We start from the raw sequence: 22704 nt of genomic DNA, 5'->3' as shown, positions 1-22704 counted from the left end.
GCGGCGGCGAGCCTAACACGCGCGGCGCGAGGGTCCGAGGGGGCGTTTGCGGGCAGAGAGCAGGGTGAGGCCGGGAGGACTCGCAGGTCAGCGAGATGTCCTGAAGGACAGGGAGTGCGAGGCGGCGGGGCTTCGGGGGCGGAGATGTGGATGAGGATGTCTCTTGAGACAGGTGGTGGTGGGCGCGGAGGATCGGGTGATGCGGAAGCTTTCCGCGCGCCGGGGGCGCGAGTGATGCGTGGGGGCGGGGGAGCGCCGGAGGGGTGGGATGGAAGATCGCGGGAGCACTGGGCGCGCGGGACCTGTCACAGCGCTGCGTCGCCGTCGCGACCGACGGCCTCGCGCGTGACCCGGAGGTCGCGAGCTCGCGAACAATTGTTCGATCGCTTGAACCGGCCGCGGCGCTCGCCACACTGGGGGCGCTTTCGAGGTCGGGCCGCTTGTCCCACGCATCATCGTCGTTGCTGTCGCGCCTGTTACCGTCGAACCCGGCCGCGTCCGCGCGGGCGTACGACCGCGTCGCGTGGGTGTGGCTCGCGGGCACGCTGGTCACGGTGCTGGCGACGTTCCGCCAGTACGGGGTCACGTGGGACGAGGCGTGGCACCTCGCGTACGGGTCGCGGATCGCCCAGTGGTACACGTCGGGTTTCAACGACACCGGCGCGCTGACGTACCGCATCAACTATCTCTACGGCGGCGGCTACGACCTGCTGGGGGCGATGTTCCGCGCGATCGCGGCGCCGATGGAGGGTTTCACCGCGATCCACCTGCTCGGCGGGCTCGTCGGCGTGCTCGGGCTGATGGGCGCGTGGAAGCTCGGGCGTGCGCTCGGGGGCCCGCGCGTGGGCCTGCTGACGCTGGTGATGTTGACGCTCCACCCGGTGTGGTGGGGCCACATGTTCAACAACCCGAAGGACAGCCCGTTCGCGGTCGCCTACGCGTGGAGCCTTTATTATATGGTGGTGACGATCGCCGAGCTGCCGCGGCCGTCACGGGCGACGCTGGCCAAGCTGGCGGTGGCGATCGGCCTGGCGCTCAGCGTGCGGATCGCCGGGCTGATCCTGTTCTGCTTCCTCGCGCTGGCGCTGGGTCTGTTCGCCGCGCACACGGCGTGGCTGCGGCGCAGCTGGGCGGCGCTGGCGGCCCACGTGCGACGCGTCGCGGCGATCGGCGTGGGCGTGACCGCGGGGGCGTGGGCGGTGATGCTGATCGGCTGGCCGTGGGCGCAGCTGGACCCGCTGACGCGGCCGTTCGTGGCGCTGCGGCGCATGAGCAGCTTCGACGCGCACCAGCGCAAGATGCCGTTCGCCGACGGTTACGTGTGGAACTACGAGATCGGCTGGGAGTACCTGCCGCATTACTTCGGGTTTCAGACGCCGGAGCTGGTGCTGGGGATGCTGGCGATCGGTACGCTGTGGGGTGTGGTGGCGCTGATGCGCCGCGGCGCACGGCCCGAGCACGTGCGACCGGCGCTGGCGCTGCTGGTGGTGGGGATGGCGATCTTCGTGCCGCCGATCTACGCGGTGTACAAGGGCTCGCCGCTGTACGACGGCTATCGCCACTTCCTGTTCGTGGTCCCGCCGATGGTGGCGCTGGCGGCGGTGACGACCGAGGCGCTGATCGTGCAGCTGCGTCGATCCTGGGCGCGGGCGGTCGCGTGGGCGCTGACAGGCGCGCTGCTGGCCGATCTGCTGGCGCAGTCGATCCGGCTGCACCCGCATCAGGTGGTCTACTTCAATCGCCTGATCGGCGGGGTGGCCGGGGCGATCGGTCACTACGACACCGACTATTACGGCAACACCAACCCCGAGGCGATGGTGAAGCTGCAGCGGTGGCTGTGGGACCACGAGCGCGCGACGTACCTCGACTCGGTGTACTACTTTACGGGCTGTCTCTCGGGCAAGGCGATGCGGCTGCACGTGCCGGCCAACTTCCGCTCGTTCAGGACCCGGCCCGGCGGGGAGTACTCCGACTTCAGCGTCGGCTACCTGCGCGACCGCTGTGACACGCGCTTCCCCGACGCGCCGCAGCTGTTCGCGGTCGAGCGCGAGGGCGGGGCGCTCAATGTGGTGAAGGACCTGCGCGACCGGCCGATCTCGCACCGCACCGAGAAGGGGGCGCGCCGGCGACTGCCCGCGCGTCAGGCCGCGCCGAGGACCAGCGAGAAGGATCAGGAGGTGAGCGGATGATGAACGAGACCGAGCGTGCTCTGACCGTGGCAGAGGCGGCCCACCGGGCCGCGCGCGCGGTGACCGTCGACCCGTCGTGCGAGCCGCGCAGCGCGGCGCACCACCTCGTCGGCGCCTGGGAGGCGCTGGCGCGCGGCGTCTGTCCCGAGGGACATGTTCCTGCGGACATCGCCGATCTGCCCGGGTGGTTGCCGGCGCGGCTGCAGGCGGGCGTCGGTCCGCGAGCGGTGACGGAGCTGGGGCGGGTTTTGCCGGCGCTGCAGGCCGAGCGGGCGCGGCCGTCGTGGGAGCCGCGCGAGTTCCCGCTGGGGCGGGCGGAGGTCGAGGCGCACACGTGGCGGCTCGGGCGGCTGATCGCGCTGGCCCGCGGCGAGGGGGCGCGGCGGCCCGGCTGGACCAGGAAGGCCGCGATCGCGGCGGCGGCGGCGGTGGTGCTGCTGATCGCGGTGCGGCCGTGGTGGACGCTGACGCTGCAGCCGTGGCGCGGGACCTACTACGCCCGCGCCGACCACAGCGGGAAGTGGCAGATCCGCTACGACCGCGCGGTCGATTTCGACTGGGGCCGCGACGCGCCGATGGCCGAGGTGCCGGCCGATCAGTTCTCGGTCCGCTGGGACAGCTGCCTGCACCTCGACGCGCCGACGAAGGCGATCTTCCAGTCGATCTCCGACGACGGCTCGCGGGTCTACGTCGACGGCGACCTGATCGTGCTCAACCGCACCCGCGGCAAGACGCAGTCGCGCGGCGGCGAGGCCCAGCTCGCGGCCGGGGTCCATCATGTGCGCGTCGACTACAGCGAGTTCTCCGGCGACGCCCATGTCCAGGTGCTGGCCAGCTTCGACGCCGACGATCCGCCGAAGCCGATCCCGTCGTCGATGCTGCACGCGCCGCGCGGGCCGGCCGGTGAAGAAGACCCGTGCGAGTGAGCGCCCGGCAAGGCGACAGGCCCGTGAGACCAGGACGGAGTCGCTCGTCGCTGGCTCGTCGGTCAGATCATCAACATGCTCGTCAAGACATGTCGATAAGGGCATGTCGTATGGGGCATGTCCTCAAGAGCATGCTGTTAGGGGCATGTCTTAAAGCGCGGCTGCCAGGGCCTCGTGCAGCTCGGTGTCGGTGAGGTCGAGCGGGTTGGCCTTCATGCTGCTGGCCTGGCGGGCGCGCTCGACGAGCGCGGGCAGGTCGGCGGCGCGCAGGCCGAACGCGGCGAGCGGGCGGATCTGCAGCGACGCGACCAGGGCGCGCAGGTGGTCGACCGCGTGGTCGAGCGTGGCGGCGGGGTCGCCGGTGACGAGGCGGGCGACCTCGTCGAAGCGGGCCAGGGCCGGGCTCGTGGGCTCGCGGGCTCGCAGGGCGCGGGCGTTGATCCGCAGCGCCTCGGGCAGCAGGCGGGCGCACACGGCCCCGTGCGGGGCGTCGGGGAAGGCGCCGCCGATCGGGCCGGCGAAGCCGTGCACGGCCCCGAGGCCGGCGTTGGCGAGGGCGAGGCCGCCGAGCAGGCTGGCGAGGGCCATGTCGCTGCGGGCTTCGAGGTCGCTGCCGTCGGCGAACGCACGCGGCAGGGCCCGGGCGGCCCGAGCGATGCCGTCGCGGCACAGGGCGTCGGTGATCGGGTTGGCCCTGCGCGACAAGAACGGCTCGATCAACTGGGTGAGGGCGTCGAGGCCGCAATCGGCGGTCACGGCCGGCGGCAGCGACAGCGTCAGCGCGGGGTCGACGATCGCGGCGCGCGGCAGCATCTTCGGGCTGCGCAGGCTGACCTTGACGCGCTGGTCCTCGGCCGCGAGCACGGCGTTGCGCGTGACCTCGGAGCCGGTGCCGGCGGTGGTCGGCACGGCGACGAAGGGCACCGGGTCGTGGACGAGCGGGCGGCCGCGGCCGACGACCTCGAGGTAGTCGAGCGGCGGGCCGGGGTTGCGCACGAGGGCGGCGATCGCCTTGCCGGCGTCGAGCGGGCTGCCGCCGCCGATCGCCACCACCACGTCGCAGGCGCAGGCGCGGGCGGCGACGACCCCGCGCTCGGCGTCGGCGACCGTCGGCTCGCCGGCGACGGTGAACACGGACAGCTCGAGGCCGGCGGCGTGCATGGCCTCGAGGACAGGTTCGGCGCGGGCCGGGTCGCGGCCGGTGACGACGAGGGCGCGGCGCCCGTGCTCGGCGGCGATCGGGCCGACCTGGGCGGCGACGCCGACGCCGAACACGATGCGCGCGGCGGTCGCGAGCTCGAACGGGATCACCACGCGTCGTCCGCCGGGAAGGTGTTGGCGAAGCGGACGCTGGTGCGCGGGCTGGCCATCATCGGCGCGACGGCGTCGCGCCAGGTCTGGTAGTGCGCGGTCTCCTTGTGGCGCGCGGGCGCGGCCTCGTCGCGGTAGACCTCGACGAGGACGAAGCGGGTCGCGTCGCCCTCCTGCTGCAGGACGTCGAAGCGGGCGATGCCGGGCTCGCGCACGCTCTCGCGCGCGTTGGCGACGGTGGCGGCCCGGAACGCCTCGACCTGGTCGGGCACGACGTGGACGTGGACATGGACGACGAGCACGCCCCACCATAGCAGAGGATGTCGCGGGCCGGCGGCGCCGGTCAGGGGACGGCGCAGCGGCGGTCCGCGAGAGCCGGGCGGCGGGCGGCCGGCGCGGTCGCCTGGCTTCGGAGACATGTCTTCAGGGGCATGTCACCGCCTGATGCACCGAGTCACGACATGTCTGGGGGGACATGTCGGATGTCTTTGCGGACAGCCGCGCGTCAGCGGGCGCGCGGGCGGCGGACGATCTCGATCGCGTTCAGCAGCTCGGGGTCGCGCGGCTTGTCGTTGGCGTCGCGCGGGACCAGGGCGATGTCGTCGGCCAGGCGCATGGCGGCGTCGTTGCAGTGGCCGAACACGGTGTGCTTGCCGTCGAGGTGCGGGGTCGGGTTGAGGGTGATGAAGAACTGGGCGCTGCCGGTGTTGGGGCCGCGGTTGGCCATGCTGAGCACGCCGGGCGCGTCGTGGATCAGCTCCGGATCGATCTCGTCCTCGATCAGGTAGCCGGGGTTGCCGAGGCCGGTGCCGGTCGGGTCGCCGGCCTGGACCATGAAGCCGGGGATCACGCGGTGGAAGGTCGAGTTGTCGTAGTAGGGCCGCTTGACCCACGCGTCCGAGGCCTTGTCGTACCAGGGGCGCAGACCGCGGGCGAGGCCGACGAAGTTGGCGATGGTCTTCGGCGTGGTCTCGACGTGCAGCTCACACTCGAGGACGCCGCGCGGGGTCTTGAGGAGGGCCCACAGCGCGTCGTCGGGGCGGCCGGGCAGGCCGGCGAGGGCCTCTTCGAGGGTGAACTCGCCGGATTCCGGGTCGCCCTGGGCGACGTTGTAGGCCCGCAGCTGCGCCGGCGAGAGGCCCTCGGGGGCCGGGTCGCCCTTCTTGAAGGCGATCTCGGCGCCGCCGCCTCCTTCGCCCTCGGTCTCCCCCGGCGCCGACGGGCGGCCCGACTTGCGGGCGGCCTTGGCGGCCTCCATCGCAGCGATCTCCTCCGGCAGCGGCGGGGGCGGGACGAACACGCAGCCGACCAAAAAGGCGGCGAGCAGGCTCCACGGGCGCAGCGAAGGGCAGGTCGGCATGGCTGTGAGGGTCTACACGCGTCGGGACGCCCGTGCACGAGCAAAACTCGGGCTCAAAGGCACGGAGGACCCGCACACCGCGGCGCGTGCGGCCTACAGTGGCAGCCGGTCGTCGCCTTGACAAGGGCCGCGCCCCCGGTCCATAAGCTCCCTCCCCTCCAGGAAGACCAGAGCCGTGGCGAATCACAAGTCGGCAGAGAAGCGCAACCGTCAACGTCTCAAGCGGCGCGAGCGTAATGTATTTCACCTGTCCACCATGCGGACGTACATGAAGCGGCTGCGCAAGGCCCTCGAGGGTGGTGACCTCGAAGGCGCCCAGGAGAACCTGCCGCTCGCGCTGCAGGCGATCGGCAAGGCCGCCAGCAAGGGCGTGATCCACCGCAACACCGCGTCGCGCTACGCGTCGCGCGTGCGTCTCGCGTTCAACAAGAAGAACGCTCCGGCGGCCTGAGCCTCCGGCTGCCCCAGCAGCAAGCGTGAGTCGAGCGCGCCAGACTTCGGTCCGGCGCGCTCCTCGTATTGGGTCGGCGCCGCGGCTCGCAACGCCCTTGCCCCAGCCCCGGGCATCGGCGACCCTAACCGCCATGTCTGACGTCGTCCGCACGGTCATCTCCACCCCCGACGCACCGGCCGCGATCGGCCCGTACAGCCAGGGGATCGTCGTCAGCGGCGGTCGCACGCTCTACACCGCCGGCCAGATCCCGCTCGACCCGCAGACGATGCAGATCGTCGACGGCGACATCAAGGCGCAGACCGAGCGGGTGATGCTGAACCTCGCCGCGATCCTCCGCGCCGCGGGCATGGACTTCGCCAGCGTCGTGCGCTGCGGGATCTTCCTCAAGGACATGAAGGACTTCGCGGCGGTCAACGAGATCTACGGGCGCCACTTCGGCGACCACCGCCCGGCCCGCTCGACCGTGGCGGTGGCGACGCTGCCGAAGGACGTGCTGGTCGAGATCGACGCGATCGCCGTCGGCTGATGCAGCGACGAACCCAGGCGCTGCTCGTCGGCCTGGTCGTCGCCCTCGCGGCCACCGGCGGGCTGCTCCTGCGCGGCTGCGGGCGCGAGGCGGGGCAGGTCGGCGAGGTCGCGGGCGGGACGGGCGAGCCGCCCGCCGAGGCGACCGCGGCGCCGGACGAGACCGCCCCGCCGGCGCGCGTGCGCGGCAAGGTGATGGTCGAGGTCGGGGTGGCCTCGCCGGCGCCGGTCGAAGCTCCTGGCGCGAAGGACATGTCCGATGAGACCGGTCCTGAAGGCTATGACCCAAGCGCCCTGGACAAAGAGCCAGGCGCCGAGGGGCCGCCGGTGCCGCTGGCGCCGCCGCGCGAGTGCAAGGCGCGGGCGTGGCGCGGCGGGTTCCTGCTGGCCGAGGCGCGCTGCGACGCCGAGGGCCAGTTCGCGCTCGACCTGGCGCTGCCGGCCGGACCGGCGGCGGCGGTGACGATCGAGGTGCTGGTGCCAGGCCACCTGCGCGGGGTGCTGACGGCGCCGGCGCAGGCGGGCACGGAGGCGGTGCTGCCGACGCTGGCGCTCGGGCCGGCTTCCTGGCTCAAGGGACAGGTGATCGATCGGCGCGGCGAGCCGGTGGTCGGGGTGCGCATCGAGGCGACGCCGCTGCCGGGCCTCGGCGAGCCGGAGCCGTGGCGGATCGACAGCGACGCGGCCGGGGCGTTCGTGCTCGACACGGTGCCGGCCGGGCCGCTGCGCCTGCGCGCGACCGGGCAAGGGTTCGCGCTGTCGGTGATCGAGGCGTTCGCGCCCGAGGCCGGGGTGGTGATCGTGGTCGACTCGCTGCAGGACCTCGGCGGGGCGGTGGTCGGCGACCCGGCGCTGGTGAGCCGCGCGCAGGTGCGGCTCGAGGGCTCGTCGCTGTGGCCGCCGCTCGTGCAGCCGGCCGGCGCGGGCGGCGAGTTTTTGTTCGGCGACCTGGTCGACGGGGTCTACGGGCTGGTCGCGCAGGTGCGGGCCGAGCGGCCCGGCGAGCAGGAGTACGCCTCGATCCCGCTCGAGAACCTGAGCCCCGGCGCGCACGTCAGCCTGGCGCTGATCGCCGCCCAGCGCGTGCCGGTGGAGGTCGTCAGCCCCGACGGCTCGCCGGTGCCGCGCGCCCGCGTGACCCTCGGCTACGCCAGCGTCGGTCTGTTGCAGCAGATCGCCGAGGCCGACGACCGCGGGCAGGCCGACCTCGGTCCGGTGGTGCCCGGCCCCTACGTGGTGCGCGCCGACGCCGACGGTTACTTGCCCTCGGAGTCACTGTCCGTCGACGTCGGCAAGGAGGCGCCGGCGCGGCAGACGTTGACGCTGGTGCGCCCGGGCCGGATCGCCGGCACGGTGATCGACGACGACGGGCGACCTGTCCCCGAGGCCAGGATCTTCGTCGACGCCGACACGCTCTACAGCCCCGGCGAGGCGATGATCCGCGCGCGCACGTTCACCGCGCTGCAGCGGGGCGGCAGCCTCGGGGTCACGCGCGGGGCGGTGCCCCCGATCCCGCTGGTCGGCGACGACGAGACGGTCGGCACCTGGGCCGAGACCGACGAGCGCGGCGACTTCTCGCTCGAGACGTTGATGCCCGGGCGCTACCGCCTGCGCGCGGTCCATGGCGACCACGCGGGCTCGGCGACGGTGGTCGTCGACCTCACGCCGGGCGAGCGCGAGGACGGGGTGGTGCTGACGCTGGGCCAGGGCGTGCCGCTCGGCGGGCGCGTGCTCGACGGCAACCGCCAGCCGATCGCCGGCGCGCGCATCGAGCTGGCCGACGGCTCGGTGGTGACGAGCGACGGCTTCGGCGTGTGGAGCGCGGGCCATCGCCGCGGCAAGCAGCGGATCATCATCCGCGCGGCGGGCATGGTGCCGGCGGTGCTCGAGGTCGATCTCGAGGGGCGAGCGACGGCGATCGAGCAGGTCCTGCAACCGGCCGAGGGCGGGCTCGAGGGCCGGGTTCGCGATGGCAACGACCAGCCGATCGCCGGCGTGCGGGTGACGCTGCTGCCCGCGGGCGAGCTGGCCCCGACCGAGGTGACGTGGACCGACGCGCGCGGGCTGTTCGAGCTGGCGCACCTGGTCCCGGGGACAGCCACGCTCGAGCTCGACCACCCCGAATACGCGCCCGCCAGCAAGCGCCTGAAGATCGCCAAGGCCAGCCGCGGCGACGCGCCGGTCGAGCTCACGCTCGCGCGCGGCTGGTCGCTCGAGGTCGTCGTGCGCGCCGCCGGCAGCGGCGACCCGATCGCCGGCGCGCGCGTCGAGGTCGACGGCCAGGTGTGGGCCGCCGACGAGGCCGGCGAGGTGCGGGCCGCCCGGCTGGCGCGCGAGCGGGTGCGCGTGCGCGTCGAGGCGCCCGGCTGGGTCGGCGTGGGCAACTCGGTCGCGCGGCCTGCGGGCGGCGCCCCGGCCACGCTGGTGGTCGACCTCGACGAGGCTGCGGGCCTCGACGGCGAGGTCACCGACGAGCGCGGCGAGCCGGTCGCCGGCGCGCGCCTCTCGGTGCGCACGCGCGACGGCAACACCGTGCTGGCCGAGACCACCAGCGACACCGAAGGGCGCTGGTCGGTGGAGGGCTTGCCGGAGGGCGACGTCACGGTCGAGGCGATCCCACCGCCGGGGCTCGCGGAGCTGCTCGCACCCGTGACTTTACAGACCGACGTCCGCCGCGGCCACGTGACCCGCGAGGTTGACCTGCGCTTCGATCGGCTATGATTCGCGCGCCATGACCATTCGTTCGCCGCGTTACGCGCTGCTGGTGCTCGGTCTCGCTGCCGCCTGCGGAGGCGACCAGAAGAAGCCGGCGACCCCTGAAGCCAAGAGCCCGGAGACCAAGCCGGTCGCCGAGGCCCCGAAGCCGGCCGACACCGCCGATGCCACCCCGCCTGGCGACAAGGTCAAGCTCGTCGACGGTCCCGGCGACGACCGCTTCGCCCTCCGCATCACCCCGCCGGCCGACGCCGCCGTCGGCCGCGAGGGCGTGATCACCGTCGCGGCCGTGCCGCAGGGCCCCTGGCACATCAACCTCGACTTCCCGACCAAGCTCGCGCTGTCGGCGCCCGACGGCGTCACGCTGCCCAAGCCCGAGCTGGCCAAGGCCGACGCCGCCAAGCTCGACGAGAAGAGCGCGGAATTCGCCGTGAAGTTCACCCCGACTTCCGCCGGGGACAAGGCGTTCACGGGCGAGTTCAAGTTCGCCGTGTGCCAGGACGAGGCCTGCTCGCCGGTCACGCAGAAGGTCGACTTCAAGGTCGCCGTGAAGTAGCGCGGGCCTCGCGAACAACGTTCGCGAGGTCGGCCTCGCGCCCCGGGCCGCCTGGCTTTTTGCCGAGCGCGGCGAGCTCGATTACCATGGAGCTTCTCGTCACCGCGAAGTGACGCGAACGGAGGCAGCGATGGACGAGCCAGTGAGCGCCAAGACGAGGATCGAGGCGCTGGCGGCCGCGGTCGCCCAGGAGTTCGAGAGCACCCGTCGGGTGCTCAGCTTCGAGGAGTGGTTCGAGCTGCTGTGCGATCAGCCGCACGTCCACGCCCGCAACGCCGCGCAGTACCTGCGCGACTGCTTCGAGTTCTACGGCCGCCGCGATGTCCGGATCCCCAGCGGCAAGGTCGCGCGGTTCAAGCTGTTCGACTGCGAGTTCGACGGCGGCACCGGCCGCCTGGTCGGCCAGGAGCCGGCCCAGAACGCCTTTTACGAGGCCCTCGACGGCTTCGTCCGGATCGGCCGCGTCAACAAGCTGTTGCTGCTGCACGGGCCCAACGGCTCGGCCAAGACGACCTTCCTCGACGCGGCGATGCGCGGGCTCGAGGCCTACTCCGAGACCGACGGCGGGGCGCTCTATCGCTTCTCGTGGGTGTTCCCGAGCAAGAGCTCGAAGAGCGGCGGCATCGGCTTCGGCAGCGGGTCGTGGAGCGATTCGATCGGCGAGGCGACGTTCGCCAAGCTCGGGGCCGAGGCGATCGACGCCAAGCTGAGCGACGAGAACAAGGACCCGCCGCTCTACCTGATCCCGGTGCCCGAGCGGGCGGCGCTGCTGCAGTCGCAGCTGCGGGGGGCGCAGGCCCGTGACCCGAAGAACAGCGGGCTCGAGCACTTCGTCATCAGCGAGGCGGCGCTGCGCGGCGACCTGTCGCAGCGCAACCGCCGGATCTTCGACGCCCTGCTCAACATCTACCAGGGCGACCTGCGCAAGGTGTACCAGCACGTGCAGGTCGAGCGGCTGTTCCTCAGCCGGCAGTACCGCAGCGGGCTCGTCACCGTCGAGCCCAAGCAGACCGCCGACGCGCGCAGCTTCCCCGTCACCGGCGACCGCGCCTACGCCAGCTTGCCGCCGGCCATCGGCGGCCAGGTGCTGTTCGCCTGCCAGGGCGACCTGGTCGACGCCAACCGCGGGCTCATCAACTTCAGCGACCTGCTGAAGCGGCCGTACGAGCATTACAAGTACCTGCTGACGGCCACCGAGTCGGGCCAGGTCGCGCTCGAGCACGTGGTGCTGGCGCTCGACGTGGTGTTCGCCGGCTCGGCCAACGACCTCAACCTGCTCGAGTTCCGCGCCCTGCGATCGGGCGAGTACCAGAGCCTGCGCGGGCGCCTCGAGCTGATCCCGGTGCCGTACCTGCTCGACTACCGGGTCGAGCGCAAGGTCTACCAGGAGCAGGTCGGCGACGTGCTGCGGGGCATCCACATCGCCCCGCACGTGCCGCGGATCCTCGCGCTGTGGGGCGTGATGACGCGGCTGCGCCCGCCCAACCCGGCCGACTACTCGCCCAAGCTGCAGGCGGTGCTGTCGCGCCTCGGACCGCTCGACAAGGCCGACCTCTACGCCTACGGCCGCGTGCCCGCCGGCCTGACCAGCGACGAGGCCCGCGAGCTGCTGCTGGCGGTCCCGCAGATGCACCTCGAGCGGTTCCCCCAGGCGGTCGTGCGCGCCGAGGGGGCCGAGCACCTGCTCGGCGATTACGAGGGCAGCTTCGGCGCCTCGGTCCGCGACCTCAAGCGCGTGCTGCTGGCGGCCGCCAGCGAGCCGGGCACCACCTGCGTGACCGTGCCGCGGCTGTTCAAGGAGCTGCGCAAGTTCATGGCCGACGCGCTCAACCACCGCTGGATGCTGCTGCCCAAGGCGGCGAGCGGGTTCCACCTGCTCGACGGCGAGGGCAGCATCACCGCGGCGGCCTGGAACTACTGGCTCAGCGCGTCCGACTGGGAGGTCCGCGAGGCGATGGGCCTGGTCGACGAGGCCCGCTACCTCGAGGTGTTCAAGAAATACGTGGTCCACGTCAAGCACGCGGTCAAGCGCGAGAAGATGTTCGACCCCGTCACCGGCAACCTGCGCGACCCCGACGAGAAGTTCATGCAGGGCCTCGAGAAGACGATGGACCCCAAGGCGGGCCCGCACTTCCGCACCGACCTGCTGTCGCGGATCGGCGCCTGGGCGCTCAGCCACCCCGACGAGGAGCCGGCCTACGCCGAGATCTTCGCCGACTACTTCTACCGCCTGCGCGACGACTACTACCGCCAGCAAAAGGGCGTGGTGGCCCGCGGGATCCAGCGCATGCTCGAGCTCCTCGCCGACGACCGCCGCGCCGACAACCCGCTCGTCCCGCAAGAAGAGCAGGTCGCCCGCCGGGCGCTCGAGATCTTGCTCGGCAGCCACGACGGCGGGTTCAGGCGCGAACGCCACACCCGCGAGACGCTGCGCGAGACGCTCGTGCAGCTGTCCAAGGCGCGCTACTGACGGACCGGCAGGTCGCGGCCCGCGCCGACGCGAACGACCATTCGCGTGAGCGCGGGCCTCGCAGCGCGCAGCGAAGCCGTGAATCGCAGCACGCGCACGACCGCGTGTTATGTCGCAGTGGGCATGGATCCCACCATTGGTGCGCCGGCCGAGCGCGGACTCACTGAGATGGCCAAATAAGGCGCGTCACGAGGGGAACTCCTGCGATTCTTGCGGCGGTGCGCGAGCGTTGACTCCAGCAGAACAGCGTGGCAGCGTGGCCTCGGGCACCCGCGGATGAACGTCCAGCGCTTTTTCAACGAGGACCTGCCGGCGGCCCTCCGCCGTAATCCGGCGGGCGCGGCCGAGATCGGCGGGACCTATCAATTCCGCATCTCCGGACCCGGCGGGGGCGAATGGTGGGTCGAGGTCACCCGGGCCAAGACGGGCGTGTGGGCCGGCTATTGGCCGGGCGCCCAGTGCGAGCTGGCGATCGACAGCGCCGACTTCAAGAGCCTCGTCACCGGCGATCCGAGCAGCGCCGAGGCGCTGGCCTCCGCGGGCCGCCTGGTGGTGATGGGCAGCTCGTCGCTGGTGGCTCGCGTCAATCAGCTGTCGCGCCTGTGACCGCGCGCTGATCCGGCGCCGGCCGGTAGCGACGGGGCATGAATCCGGCGTGCGGTGATTCGTCCGCGCGGAGCGGTGGTCATCACAATGACCGAAAGGTCATGTCGTCCGGGCCAGGTCCGAGAGCGCAGGTCCGGTGAGGCGGAAGATGGTCCAGTCGGCCACCGCGCGGGCGCCGAGCGCCTCGTAGAACGCGATCGCCGGGGCGTTCCAGTCGAGCACGGCCCAGTCCATGCGGGCGCAGCCGCGCTCGACGGCGAGCTGGGCCAGGCGCACGAGCAGCTGCTTGCCGATCCCGCGGCCGCGCCGCGTGGGATCGACGAACAGGTCCTCGAGGTAGAGGCCGGGGCGGCCGCGCCAGGTCGAGTAGTTGTGGAAGAACAGGGCGAAGCCGACCACCGCCTCGTCGTCGTCCTCGGCGAGGATGCACTCGAAGGGCGGACGCTCGGCGGCGAGCTGGTCCCGCAGCCCGTCGACGGTGACGACCACGGCGTCCGGCTCGCGCTCGTAGGTGGCGAGGTCGACGATCAGGCGGTGAATGTCGGCGGCGTCGGACGGACCGGCGGTGCGCAGGCGGGCGGGCATGGCCGCGAGGATACGCGGGGGCCGGCCGGCGAGCGAGCGCGCTCAGAACTGCAGCGCGAGGCCGCCCGCGTTGACGCCGAAGGCGGTGCGGCGCTGCTTGCCAGGCTTCTTGTCGTCGTGCTTGACGAGGCGGCGCGTGAACATCACCGCGGGGATGATCGCGGCGATGGTGAGCACGCCGAGGATCGGGGCCATGATGCCGGCGGTGCGGCGCTGCTGGCTGCAGTCGATCATGGCCCCGGCGTCGGAGGCCTGGTTGCAGCGATTGAGCATGCCCAGCGGGACGGCCAGGCCGATCGTGCCGAGGCCCGCGAGGGCCCACGAGGCGCCCGTGCCGGCCTGCAAGAAGCGCTGCTCGGTCTGCCAGTCGCGCTTGTAGTCGGGCGGGACGAGGTCGGGCTCGCGGCCAGGAGGGATCAGCGGCGCCGGCTGGTTCGCGGGCTCCACATTGCGCGCCGCCAACGGGCGCAGAGGGCCCTGCGCGGCCGCGACCTGCGCGGGCTCCTTCGCCGCCGCGAGGGTCGAGGTGCAGCAGAGCAGCAAGGTCAGACATGAACGTGCGAGCATGGCGAATCTCCTTGAACCTGGCGCCGCGCCGGCCGGTCCGGGGCGCGCCGAGGGGTCGCTGGGCTTATGGCCCGGAGCCACGACTGGCACCAATGCAGCGGACCCGAGCGTGATGGCGCCGACGGCCCGAATTTCCCCACCGGCGGCCCTTCGCAGGCGAAACCGGCCCCGCTCCGGTCGCCGCGCCGCGGGCCGCGATTGTCTGCAGTCCGCCGGTGGCGCCGACCCGGCGGGCTCGAGCCGCCGGCTATGCACATACGTCAGGAGCGCCAGATCGGGCGACCCGGCGAGCGCGCGAGCCGTCGGCGAGGATGGCGGGGCGAGCAGGCGATCGCGCGCGGACAAAGGCCGAGCCCGGCGCGTCGGGCGGACCCGCGGCGGCGAGACCGGGCGCATAATAAACTGTCTGAAGGGACAGGTCGATGGATTGGCCGCGAACGGGTCGCCGGACACGTCGAGCTCGGGCTCGAGGGGATGAGCGGCGGCGTCGTTGCCGAGCACGAACGGCCCTTTCTTATCGCACGAGCGGCGCTCGCCGAGGCGAACCTCCGCACCGGCGGCGCCGTGTCCGGCCGCGGGCCTCAGCCGCGGGCGCGGTAGGCCACGGGCACGCTCAGGGGGCCGTACACGGCCTCGGTGGGCGGCAGCCAGGGGATCGGGCCGTCGGGGTGGAGCTCGCCGAGGCGGGTGGCCAGCATCGGCAGGGTGACCTGCAATTGGGTGCGGGCCAGCGCGGCGCCGAGGCAGTAGTGGATCCCGCCGCCGAAGGTGAGGTGGACGTCGCGCTGGCGGGTGATGTCGAAGCGGTCGGGGTCGGTGAAGACCCGCGGGTCGCGGTTGGCCGCGCCAGTGAGCGGGAGGATGAAGCTGCCGCGCGGGAACACGTGGCCGGCGACCTCGACGTCGGCGGTGGCGATGCGCGGCACCCCGAGCAGCGCGGCCGGCGAGAAGCGGACCACCTCCTCGGCGGCGTTGGCCGCCAGCGACGGGTCCGCGGCGAGCAGGCGCCACTGGTCCGGGTGCTCGACGAAGGCCGCGAAGGCGTGGCCGAGCTGGTTCAGCACCGTGTCGCTGCCGGCCGACATGAAGGTGACGATCATCGCCCGCAGCTCGGTGTCGGTCAGCATGTCGCCGTTGGCCTCGGCCGCGACCAGTTCGCTGAGCAGGTCGTCGACCGGGTCGCGCCGGCGCAGCGCGATCAGCCCGTCGATGAACCCGCGCAGCTCGATCATCGAGGCCTCGATCTGGGCCCGGTGCTTGGCGACGCTGAGGCCGAACATCAGCCCGAGGTCGGCGGTCCAGCGGCGCACGCGGGCCTGGGCGTCGGCGGGGATGCCGACGAACGCACACAGCACGCGGCGCGCGAACGGGTCGGCGAACTCGGCCACGAGGTCGCAGCGATCCTTGGCGACCAGAGCGTCGGCGAGCTCGCCGGCGATGGCGACGATCTGCGGGCGCACGGCCTCGACCCGGCGCACGGTGAACGAGCGACTGATGAGCCGGCGCAGCCGATCGTGCACGGGGCCGTCGGTGTTGAGCAAGAAGCCCGACATGATCTCGACCAGCGGGCCGTCGTGGATGCCCTGCATGGCCAAAAAGTCAGGTCCGGGGGTCCGCAGCGAGCGCTGGGCCAGCGCGGCCTGGACCTCGCGGTAGCGCAGGATCGCCGGACCCATCACCGTGTCCGCGCACCAGCTCTGCTCGCGCGCGGCCCGGATCGCCCCGTGCGGGTCACGCGAGTATTCGGCTCCGTGGAGGTCGAGGAAGGGACGGACGTCGTGGCTCGCAGTCATCCAGCTATTGCCCACGGTAGCAGCGTCGCGAGCTTTGCGCCTGCGATGACGGTGGAGCCAACACGAGACGTCTTTCGGCCTCGCTGTCCGGTCGACCGTCCGGTCACGTGATCGCGTGACGCAATGGTTTCGACCGCGTCGGCGCGCGTCAGTGAAAACCCTCGTGAGAGCGCCACGAGAACAGCCAGGAGGCAGGGCGGCGGGCCTTGCGAGGTCGGCGAGAGCGGATCGGGGAGGGCTTGACCGCTGCGTGAACCGAGGTCGTTGCAACAGCATATGCCTGATCGTGGAGGCTGACGCGAAAGGCGGGGAGGTCGGGCCCCGAGCCCTGGGGCCTCGCGGGTCACCCGGATCCCGCGCCTGTGCAGCCTCACGGTGAGACGGAACAGGCGTGAAGCGGCCAGGCGGGCCGCGGTGGAGGGGAGCGAAGGGACGAGCGACGAGCGAAGGCGACGGCAGAGCAGGGGGAAGTGACGCGGAGCGACGGAGCAGAACGAGATGCGGCGGGAAGAGAGGCAACGGTCGCGTCGAAGCAGAGAGCGATGCGACGGGGCGAAGCGGAAGTGTCGGAGCCGAAGGACGCGAACGAGGTGACGCTGCCGAGCGAGACGAGGCGAAGGAAAGACGGGGCGGTGAGGCGCGGCGACAGAGCGACCCACGTGAACGGACGCGACGGAAGGACGGGGCGACGAACGAGGCGACGAGGCGACGAGGCGTGGCGACAGAGCGACCCACGTGAAACGGACGCGACGGACGGACGGGGCGAGACGAAGGGGCAAGGACGCGAAACGGACGCGACGGAAGGACGGGGCGACGAAGGAGAGACGAGGCGACGGGGCAACGACGTGAAACGGACGCGACGAAGGGCGAGGAGGCGCGACGACGGAGCGTCTACGCGAGGCGGATGCGAGGAGCGAGGAGGCGACGAGCGACGGGTCAACCGACGCGAGACGGACACGACGGAGAACGAGGAGACCAGGCGACCGAGCAACCGGCGCGAGACGAGGCGAGGCGGAGGTGATGCGGGTGAGCCAGCGAGACGGGAGTCGCGCAGCGGGATCGATCGGGACCGAACCGGCCGGACGCGCGGCCGCCGGGGCGAGCTCTGCGCTGCAGCGCGGGCGAGCGCCGCGAGGGCGCGACCGCGTCGGCGTCGCGCGGCGGGCGGGCAATGTTCGTACATGTCCTAAAGAACATGTCGCGGGCGAATGTGCGCCCCCCGGCGCCCTTGAGTTCGCGCCCGGCGTCGATCATCTTTTAAAAGGCATGAGCTGGGCGATCACCGTCGGCGCAGGGGTCACGGCCGCGGCAGCGGCGCGCTGGTGGTCGCGGGAGCGCGAGCGGGACGCCCGGCTGCGCGAGCTGCTGGCCCTCAGCGACGGCGACGACGATCCGAGCACGGCCCACCTGAGCCGCGGGCTCGGCGAGCTGGCCCGCCAGGCGCGCGTCGTGCGGCACGCGCTGGCGACCCCGCTGGCCGACTGGGACAACCCGCTGGCCCCGGAGACGCCGTGGGGTCGGCGGGCCCGCTGCGACGCCTACGACCGCGCGATCGGCGAGGCCCGGCGCGCGCTGTGGGAGTGGCTGCTGCTGTTCCGCCGGCTCGACGAGCGCGATCGCCTGGTCCTGCTCGGGCTCGGGCTCGGGCCGGCCCCCTTCTACGCGGCGCTGTTCCGCCGCGGGGTGTTCGACCGCAGCGACGACCTGTGGGAAGAGGTGCTGTACCCGGACGGCCCCGACCTGGCGCACGTGTTCGCCGAGCTGCGGCGGACGATGCTCGCGCTGCGCACCTTCGAGGCGACCCTGCTGGCCCGCGTCGCCGACCCGTACCGGCGCTGACGGACATGTCCTCGCGGGAATGTCCCGAAGAGCATGTCCGAGAGGGCATGTCTCCGAGGGCATGTTGGAAAGCGCATGTCGCTTCGACCATGCAAGAGAACGGCCGCGTGCGGCGCTCGTGAGCCGCGGACGGCGAGTCCAGGGGGGCTCTTACGCCCCGGCGCCGTGCGTCGGCCCCGCGCTCAGACCGGGCCGCCGGGGCGCACGGCTTCGAGGTCGAGGCTGAACAGGTGGTCGTCGACGGCGAACACCCAGCGCTGGCTGCGGTTCTCGAGCTCGGAGGCCACGCCGCCGGCGACGAACACCGGGCGCTCGGGGTGGCCGCGCCAGCCGGCGCGCTCGCTGTGGACCTCGAGCGTGTGCTCGAGCGTGGTCGCGCCGCCGGGGCCCAGCCGCGGGGTCGCGCGCAGGCCGAGGCGGACCTGCAGGTCGCCGCCCTCGAGGCCGACCTTCTGGTCGACAGCGGCCTCGGTGCCGACCACGGCGGTGACGAGCGGCGAGGACAGCACGTCGCCGCGGTCGTCGAGGGCGTGGTCGTCGGCCTTGACCGGCAGCTTGGGGTCGTCGTAGCGGCGCAGGACCAGGCGCAGCTGCATGACCCGGGGGTTGCGCAGCTCGGGCGAGAACTCCTGGACCTCGACCGGCCCGCCGGCGCCACCGTGCGCGGACGGGTCGGGGCGGACGAGCGGCGGCGGGGCGAAGTCGACGGTGCGGGTGAGCACGAGCAGCGCGCCGGCCGCCAGGGCGACGTAGGCGTGCCGACCGAGGAAGGCCCGAACGGCGGTCCAGCGCGGAGATCCGGGGCTCACGGGGCGAGGGAAACACGGCCCGCGCGGGCGGGGCAAATTTCCCGCCACAATGCCGCCGCGGGCCGCCGTTTGACCCTGCGGGCCCATCTGGAGTACGGATCGGGTCGCCATGACCAGCGAGAGCCAGCCGCCCGTCGACGATGGACCTTCGAACTTCATCCGCGAGCGGATCGCCCAGGACCTGGCCCAGGGCCGGCGCGATGGACGCGTGTTCACCCGCTTCCCGCCCGAGCCCAACGGCTACCTCCACATCGGCCACGCCAAGTCGATCTGCCTCAACTTCGGCATGGCCGCCGAGTTCGGCGGGCGCTGCCACCTCCGCTTCGACGACACCAACCCGGTCACCGAAGACGTCGAGTTCGTCGAGTCGATCCAGGAGGACATCCGCTGGCTCGGCTTCGACTGGGGCGAGCACAAGTACTTCGCGTCGGACTACTTCCAGAAGCTGTACGACTTCGCCGAGGACCTGATCCGCGCCGGCAAGGCGTTCGTCGACAGCCTCACGGCGGACGAGATCAAGGCCTACCGCGGCAACTTCTACAAGAAGGGCACCGCGAGCCCGTACCGCGACCGCAGCGTCGACGAGAACCTCGACCTGTTCCGCCGCATGCGCGCCGGCGAGTTCGAGGAGGGCGAGCACGTGCTGCGCGCCAAGATCGACGTCGAGCACGGCAACATCAACATGCGCGACCCGCCGATCTACCGCATCAAGAAGGCGCATCACCACCGCACGGGCGACGCGTGGTGCGTCTACCCGATGTACGACTACGCGCACTGCATCTCGGACGCGCTCGAGCGGATCACCCACTCGCTGTGCACGCTCGAGTTCGAGGATCACCGCCCGCTCTACGACTGGATCCTGGCCCAGCTGACGGTCCCGGGCGACCCGGAGCAGATCGAGTTCGCCAAGCTGAACCTCAGCTACACGCTGCTGGGCAAGCGCAAGCTCAAGCAGATGGTGCTGGACGGGGTCGTCTCGGGCTGGGACGACCCGCGCATGCCGACGCTCGCGGGCCTGCGCCGCCGCGGCTACACGCCCGAAGCGATCCGCAACCTGTGCGAGCGCGTCGGGGTGTCGAAGCGCAACGGGCTCATCGACGTGACGCTGCTCGAGCACGCGCTGCGCGAGCACCTCAACGCGACCAGCCCGCGGGTGATGGGCGTGCTGTACCCGCTCAAGGTGACGCTGACCAACTGGGCGGCGGGCGAAGTCGAGTGGATCGACGCGCCGTACTTCGCCGACGACCCGGCGCGCGGGACCCGGCGGGTGCCGATCGGCCGCGAGCTGTTCATCGAGCGCGAGGACTTCAAGGAGCAGGCGGTCAAGGGCTGGTTCCGCCTGAGCCCGGGCGCCGAGGTGCGGCTGCGCCACGTCGGCATCATCCGCTGCGACGAGGTCGTCCGCGACGCGCAGGGCGAGATCATCGAGCTGCGCTGCTCGCTCGACACGGCGTCGCGCCCCGGCGGGCCGAACGCCGGCCGCAAGATCAAGGGCACGATCCACTGGGTGTCGGCCGCGCACGCGCTGGCGGTCGAGGCGCGCCTCTACGACCGCCTTTTCATGACCGAGGACCCGAACGAGGCGCCCGAGGGCAAGACGTTCCTCGACAACCTCAACCCGAAGTCGCTCGAGGTGGTCCAGGGCGCCAAGGTCGAGCCCAGCATGGCCGCCGCGCCGACCGGCACGCGGGTCCAGTTCGAGCGCCTGGCCTACTTCTGCGTCGACCGCGACAGCGACGACGAGCGCCTGGTGGTCAACCGCACCATCGGCCTGCGCGACTCGTGGGCCAAGCTCGAGGCCAAGGAGGACAAGCGATGAACCAGGACGATCGTGTCAACCTCGGCAAGGCCGCGCCGGAGCTCTACCGGGCGGTGGTGGCCCTCGACGCGCAGGTGACCCAGCGGGCCAAGGCCGCCGGCCTGGCCGACGGCTTCGTCCACCTGCTGCGCCTGCGGGCGTCGCAGCTCAACCACTGCGCCTTTTGCGTGCGCATGCACAGCCGCGACGCGCTGGCCACCGGCGAGACCAGCGACCGCCTCAGCGTGCTGCCGGCCTGGCGCGAGACCCAGTACTTCACCGACAAGGAGCGCGCGGCACTCGAGCTGACCGAGGCGGTCACGCTCGTCGCCCACGACCAGATCCCCGAGACGATCTACGCCGAGGCCGCCGAGGTGCTGTCTTCGGAGGAGATCGCGGCGGTCGAGTGGCTGGCGATCCAGATGAACCTGTGGAACCGGATCGCCGTCGCCAGCCGCTATCCCGTCGGGCCCTGAGGCGAGCCTGTCCTGCGGGACATGTCCTCTGGGACCGGTGGTAGCGACGGCGCGGCGGCGCGCCGGAAATGACGAGCGCGGAGTCGTGAGTCACGGCTCCGCGGCGAGGGGGCCTGCGGGACAACTCGAGCCTCGCGGGGTCGGCGAGGCGAGCTGTCCCGCGGGACAGGTTGAACAGTCGCGCTCGAATCAGCGGCGCATCACGAAGGTGACGACGGCGAGGATGAGGCCGATGAACGCCAGGATCTTGGCGATGTAGGCGGTCTCGGCGGCCAGGCCACCGAAGCCGAAGATGGCGGCGACGAGGGCGACGATGAAGAAGACGATGGACCAGTAAAGCACGGTGGACCTCCATTCGGGGCCTTGCGGCTCCCAACGGAACCGTGATCGAGGTGCGGACCGTGTCAAGCGACGAGGTCGATTCGCGATGAAAACTGCCGCGCATCTTCCGCCAAGCAGGCTTCTTATGGGATCTTGAGGCCACGACGCGCGCTCGCTGGTGACGGCCGGATCGGGCGCTCGCGGCCCGCTTTCCGGGGTTTCGCCGGGCGTGGCCTCGGGCCTGCAGCGGGTCCGATGCATCGGGCGCTGGCTCGCGACGCGAAGCTGTCCATGGCTCTCGCATGCGACCCATCAACCTGCGCGGCGTCTCTCTGATCGCTCTCCTGGTCTCCGCGGCTCCCGGCTGTATCACCGCCGAAGGAGTGGTCCGCACGGCAGTACCGGCGACGCTGGACGAGACAGTGGGGTTCCTCGAGGACCCGGACTCGCAGGCGCGGATCCAGAAGCTGCTGAAGGACCCGCAGCTCCAGGCCGCGAGCCGCGAGCTGACGGCGACGCTGGTCGGTGGGGCGCTGGACGGGCTCACCGACGAGCAGCGGCAGGCGGCGCTGCGCCAGGCGAGCAGCCGCTACCTCGACGCGATGGCCAAGGCCGCGAGCACCAGCCTGCGCGAGCAGATCAGCCCGGCGCTGGCGGCGACGATCCGCGAGAACATCGACACCGCGCTGTCGCCGAAGACGCGCCAGGAGGCGAGCGCGATGGTCGACGCGTTGACGCGCTCGACGGTCACGGCGCTGACGCAGTCGGCTGGCAAGGGCCTGTCGGACGACCTCGGCCCGGCGCTGCGCAAGGTGATGGAGCAGGACCTGGGCCCGGGCATGGCGAAGATGGTGCGCGCGGACCTGGCCCCGGCCCTGCGCGCGGCGCTGCGCGACGAGCTGGTGCCGGTGGTGAGCATCGTGTCGCGTGAGGCGAGCAAGCAGCTCGTGCTCGGCGCCGCCGACGCGCTGTCCGAGCTCCAGGTCCGGCGCGATCTCGGTCAGTTCGAGGATTCGCTGTGGAACCGGCTCGAGCACACGCTGCACAAGGGCATCCAGATCAGCCAGATCATCGCCTGGGTGCTGGGCTTCGCGCTGGCGATCGTGATCGCCCTGGTGGTCCGCTCGTCGGTGCTGCGGCGCCGGATCGAGGCCGACCGCGCCCGCTCCGAGCGGCTCTTGCTCAGCCTGGTCGACGAGCTCCACCGCGGCAGCGACAAGCCCGACGTCGAGGAGCTGATGTCGCAGATCCGCACGCGCGTGCCGGACCTCGACGATGTCGGCTTCATGGACGAGCTGGCTCGTCGCGCCTCCGGGCCGCGGCTGCGCAAGGATCGTCCGCGTCGCCGGCTGTGATCGCGGCGGGGCGCAGAGAAACGTCGCATACGGTCCGACGATTGGCCGC

Annotated in this window: 20 protein-coding genes; 12 read left to right on the top strand and 8 right to left on the bottom strand. The window is 72.1% G+C overall.

Annotated features, from left to right (window positions below; genetic code table 11):
* Positions 1 to 440 precede the first annotated feature (440 nt).
* Together POL25_RS10125 and POL25_RS10120 are read left to right on the top strand one after the other, a co-directional pair.
* Complete coding sequence (locus POL25_RS10125) at positions 441 to 2189, top strand: glycosyltransferase family 39 protein (protein ID WP_272085735.1); 1749 nt, start codon at positions 441 to 443, stop codon at positions 2187 to 2189.
* A complete protein-coding gene (locus POL25_RS10120) occupies positions 2186 to 3115 on the top strand; it encodes a PA14 domain-containing protein (protein WP_272085734.1) in 930 nt (309 codons plus the stop codon). The genes POL25_RS10125 and POL25_RS10120 overlap by 4 nt, the downstream gene beginning before the upstream one ends.
* A gap of 150 nt (positions 3116 to 3265) precedes the next feature.
* Here POL25_RS10120 and POL25_RS10115 read toward each other — a convergent pair whose 3' ends face one another.
* The 3 genes from POL25_RS10115 to POL25_RS10105 all read right to left on the bottom strand — a co-directional run bounded on the left by POL25_RS10115 (position 3266) and on the right by POL25_RS10105 (position 5786).
* Positions 3266 to 4426 carry an iron-containing alcohol dehydrogenase gene (locus POL25_RS10115; protein ID WP_373372087.1) on the bottom strand — a complete coding sequence of 387 codons (1161 nt, stop codon included), beginning with the start codon at positions 4424 to 4426 and terminating at the stop codon, positions 3266 to 3268.
* The gene (locus POL25_RS10110; RefSeq protein ID WP_272085732.1) at positions 4423 to 4728 is read right to left on the bottom strand and encodes an antibiotic biosynthesis monooxygenase; all 306 of its coding nucleotides are present in this window, start codon (positions 4726 to 4728) and stop codon (positions 4423 to 4425) included. Before POL25_RS10110 ends, POL25_RS10115 begins: the two co-directional genes overlap by 4 nt.
* 203 nt (positions 4729 to 4931) lie before the next feature.
* The gene (locus POL25_RS10105) at positions 4932 to 5786 is read right to left on the bottom strand and encodes a peptidylprolyl isomerase (RefSeq protein ID WP_272085731.1); all 855 of its coding nucleotides are present in this window, start codon (positions 5784 to 5786) and stop codon (positions 4932 to 4934) included.
* A 175-nt stretch (positions 5787 to 5961) separates the two neighbouring features.
* Between POL25_RS10105 and rpsT the strand changes: the two genes are divergently transcribed.
* From rpsT to POL25_RS10075, 6 genes are all read left to right on the top strand, one after another.
* Positions 5962 to 6237 (top strand): 30S ribosomal protein S20, encoded by a 276-nt coding sequence (gene rpsT / locus POL25_RS10100; RefSeq protein WP_272085730.1) that lies wholly within the window; start codon positions 5962 to 5964, stop codon positions 6235 to 6237.
* Between the two features lie 133 nt (positions 6238 to 6370).
* On the top strand, positions 6371 to 6766 hold the full coding sequence (locus POL25_RS10095; RefSeq protein ID WP_272085729.1) for a RidA family protein: 396 nt from the start codon (positions 6371 to 6373) through the stop codon (positions 6764 to 6766).
* Entirely contained in the window at positions 6766 to 9486 is a 2721-nt protein-coding gene (locus tag POL25_RS10090; RefSeq protein WP_272085728.1) for a carboxypeptidase-like regulatory domain-containing protein, read from the top strand. Before POL25_RS10095 ends, POL25_RS10090 begins: the two co-directional genes overlap by 1 nt.
* Before the next feature lie 10 nt (positions 9487 to 9496).
* A complete protein-coding gene (locus tag POL25_RS10085) occupies positions 9497 to 10036 on the top strand; it encodes a hypothetical protein (RefSeq protein WP_272085727.1) in 540 nt (179 codons plus the stop codon).
* A 130-nt stretch (positions 10037 to 10166) separates the two neighbouring features.
* A complete protein-coding gene (locus POL25_RS10080; protein WP_272085726.1) occupies positions 10167 to 12506 on the top strand; it encodes a serine protein kinase PrkA in 2340 nt (779 codons plus the stop codon).
* A gap of 276 nt (positions 12507 to 12782) precedes the next feature.
* Entirely contained in the window at positions 12783 to 13112 is a 330-nt protein-coding gene (locus POL25_RS10075; protein ID WP_272085725.1) for an SCP2 sterol-binding domain-containing protein, read from the top strand.
* Between the two features lie 99 nt (positions 13113 to 13211).
* Here the strand turns inward: POL25_RS10075 and POL25_RS10070 are convergent, their stop codons facing one another.
* The 3 genes from POL25_RS10070 to POL25_RS10060 form a co-directional block, all read right to left on the bottom strand.
* The gene (locus tag POL25_RS10070; RefSeq protein WP_272085724.1) at positions 13212 to 13697 is read right to left on the bottom strand and encodes a GNAT family N-acetyltransferase; all 486 of its coding nucleotides are present in this window, start codon (positions 13695 to 13697) and stop codon (positions 13212 to 13214) included.
* A gap of 42 nt (positions 13698 to 13739) precedes the next feature.
* On the bottom strand, positions 13740 to 14264 hold the full coding sequence (locus tag POL25_RS10065) for a hypothetical protein (protein WP_272085723.1): 525 nt from the start codon (positions 14262 to 14264) through the stop codon (positions 13740 to 13742).
* A 581-nt stretch (positions 14265 to 14845) separates the two neighbouring features.
* Positions 14846 to 16057 carry a cytochrome P450 gene (locus tag POL25_RS10060; RefSeq protein WP_272085722.1) on the bottom strand — a complete coding sequence of 404 codons (1212 nt, stop codon included), beginning with the start codon at positions 16055 to 16057 and terminating at the stop codon, positions 14846 to 14848.
* A gap of 1266 nt (positions 16058 to 17323) precedes the next feature.
* On the opposite strand from POL25_RS10060, the gene POL25_RS10055 reads away from it, so the two are divergent.
* Positions 17324 to 17896 carry a hypothetical protein gene (locus POL25_RS10055; RefSeq protein ID WP_272085721.1) on the top strand — a complete coding sequence of 191 codons (573 nt, stop codon included), beginning with the start codon at positions 17324 to 17326 and terminating at the stop codon, positions 17894 to 17896.
* 182 nt (positions 17897 to 18078) lie between these two features.
* Here POL25_RS10055 and POL25_RS10050 read toward each other — a convergent pair whose 3' ends face one another.
* Positions 18079 to 18705 carry a hypothetical protein gene (locus POL25_RS10050; RefSeq protein WP_272085720.1) on the bottom strand — a complete coding sequence of 209 codons (627 nt, stop codon included), beginning with the start codon at positions 18703 to 18705 and terminating at the stop codon, positions 18079 to 18081.
* Positions 18706 to 18814: 109 nt separating this feature from the next.
* Between POL25_RS10050 and POL25_RS10045 the strand changes: the two genes are divergently transcribed.
* Both POL25_RS10045 and POL25_RS10040 read left to right on the top strand, forming a co-directional pair.
* The gene (locus POL25_RS10045) at positions 18815 to 20524 is read left to right on the top strand and encodes a glutamine--tRNA ligase/YqeY domain fusion protein (RefSeq protein WP_272085719.1); all 1710 of its coding nucleotides are present in this window, start codon (positions 18815 to 18817) and stop codon (positions 20522 to 20524) included.
* Entirely contained in the window at positions 20521 to 20979 is a 459-nt protein-coding gene (locus POL25_RS10040; protein ID WP_272085718.1) for a carboxymuconolactone decarboxylase family protein, read from the top strand. Before POL25_RS10045 ends, POL25_RS10040 begins: the two co-directional genes overlap by 4 nt.
* Positions 20980 to 21168: 189 nt before the next feature.
* On the opposite strand, the gene POL25_RS44195 is transcribed toward POL25_RS10040, so the two are convergent.
* Entirely contained in the window at positions 21169 to 21321 is a 153-nt protein-coding gene (locus POL25_RS44195) for a DUF1328 domain-containing protein (protein ID WP_272085717.1), read from the bottom strand.
* A 281-nt stretch (positions 21322 to 21602) separates the two neighbouring features.
* Between POL25_RS44195 and POL25_RS10030 the strand changes: the two genes are divergently transcribed.
* Positions 21603 to 22655 (top strand): hypothetical protein, encoded by a 1053-nt coding sequence (locus POL25_RS10030; RefSeq protein WP_272085716.1) that lies wholly within the window; start codon positions 21603 to 21605, stop codon positions 22653 to 22655.
* The last annotated feature ends 49 nt before the right edge of the window (positions 22656 to 22704 follow it).

Origin of the sequence: Nannocystis bainbridge (assembly GCF_028368995.1) — a bacterium.
Taxonomy (GTDB): Bacteria; Myxococcota_A; Polyangia; order Nannocystales; family Nannocystaceae; genus Nannocystis; species Nannocystis bainbridge.
This window is presented reverse-complemented; position numbering and strand designations above follow the sequence as displayed.

What these genes read in the sequence shown, in the direction of transcription:
- POL25_RS10045 (WP_272085719.1), top strand. Translation starts at nt 18,815, where the DNA reads ATGACCAGCGAGAGCCAGCCGCCCGTCGACGATGGACCTTCGAACTTC.
- POL25_RS10090 (WP_272085728.1), top strand. Translation starts at nt 6,766, where the DNA reads ATGCAGCGACGAACCCAGGCGCTGCTCGTCGGCCTGGTCGTCGCCCTC.
- POL25_RS10120 (WP_272085734.1), top strand. Translation starts at nt 2,186, where the DNA reads ATGATGAACGAGACCGAGCGTGCTCTGACCGTGGCAGAGGCGGCCCAC.
- POL25_RS10080 (WP_272085726.1), top strand. Translation starts at nt 10,167, where the DNA reads ATGGACGAGCCAGTGAGCGCCAAGACGAGGATCGAGGCGCTGGCGGCC.
- POL25_RS10030 (WP_272085716.1), top strand. Translation starts at nt 21,603, where the DNA reads ATGCGACCCATCAACCTGCGCGGCGTCTCTCTGATCGCTCTCCTGGTC.
- POL25_RS10075 (WP_272085725.1), top strand. Translation starts at nt 12,783, where the DNA reads ATGAACGTCCAGCGCTTTTTCAACGAGGACCTGCCGGCGGCCCTCCGC.
- POL25_RS10085 (WP_272085727.1), top strand. Translation starts at nt 9,497, where the DNA reads ATGACCATTCGTTCGCCGCGTTACGCGCTGCTGGTGCTCGGTCTCGCT.
- POL25_RS10055 (WP_272085721.1), top strand. Translation starts at nt 17,324, where the DNA reads ATGAGCTGGGCGATCACCGTCGGCGCAGGGGTCACGGCCGCGGCAGCG.
- POL25_RS10070 (WP_272085724.1), bottom strand. Translation starts at nt 13,697, where the DNA reads ATGCCCGCCCGCCTGCGCACCGCCGGTCCGTCCGACGCCGCCGACATT.
- POL25_RS10105 (WP_272085731.1), bottom strand. Translation starts at nt 5,786, where the DNA reads ATGCCGACCTGCCCTTCGCTGCGCCCGTGGAGCCTGCTCGCCGCCTTT.
- POL25_RS10065 (WP_272085723.1), bottom strand. Translation starts at nt 14,264, where the DNA reads ATGCTCGCACGTTCATGTCTGACCTTGCTGCTCTGCTGCACCTCGACC.
- POL25_RS10060 (WP_272085722.1), bottom strand. Translation starts at nt 16,057, where the DNA reads ATGACTGCGAGCCACGACGTCCGTCCCTTCCTCGACCTCCACGGAGCC.
- POL25_RS10095 (WP_272085729.1), top strand. Translation starts at nt 6,371, where the DNA reads ATGTCTGACGTCGTCCGCACGGTCATCTCCACCCCCGACGCACCGGCC.
- POL25_RS10040 (WP_272085718.1), top strand. Translation starts at nt 20,521, where the DNA reads ATGAACCAGGACGATCGTGTCAACCTCGGCAAGGCCGCGCCGGAGCTC.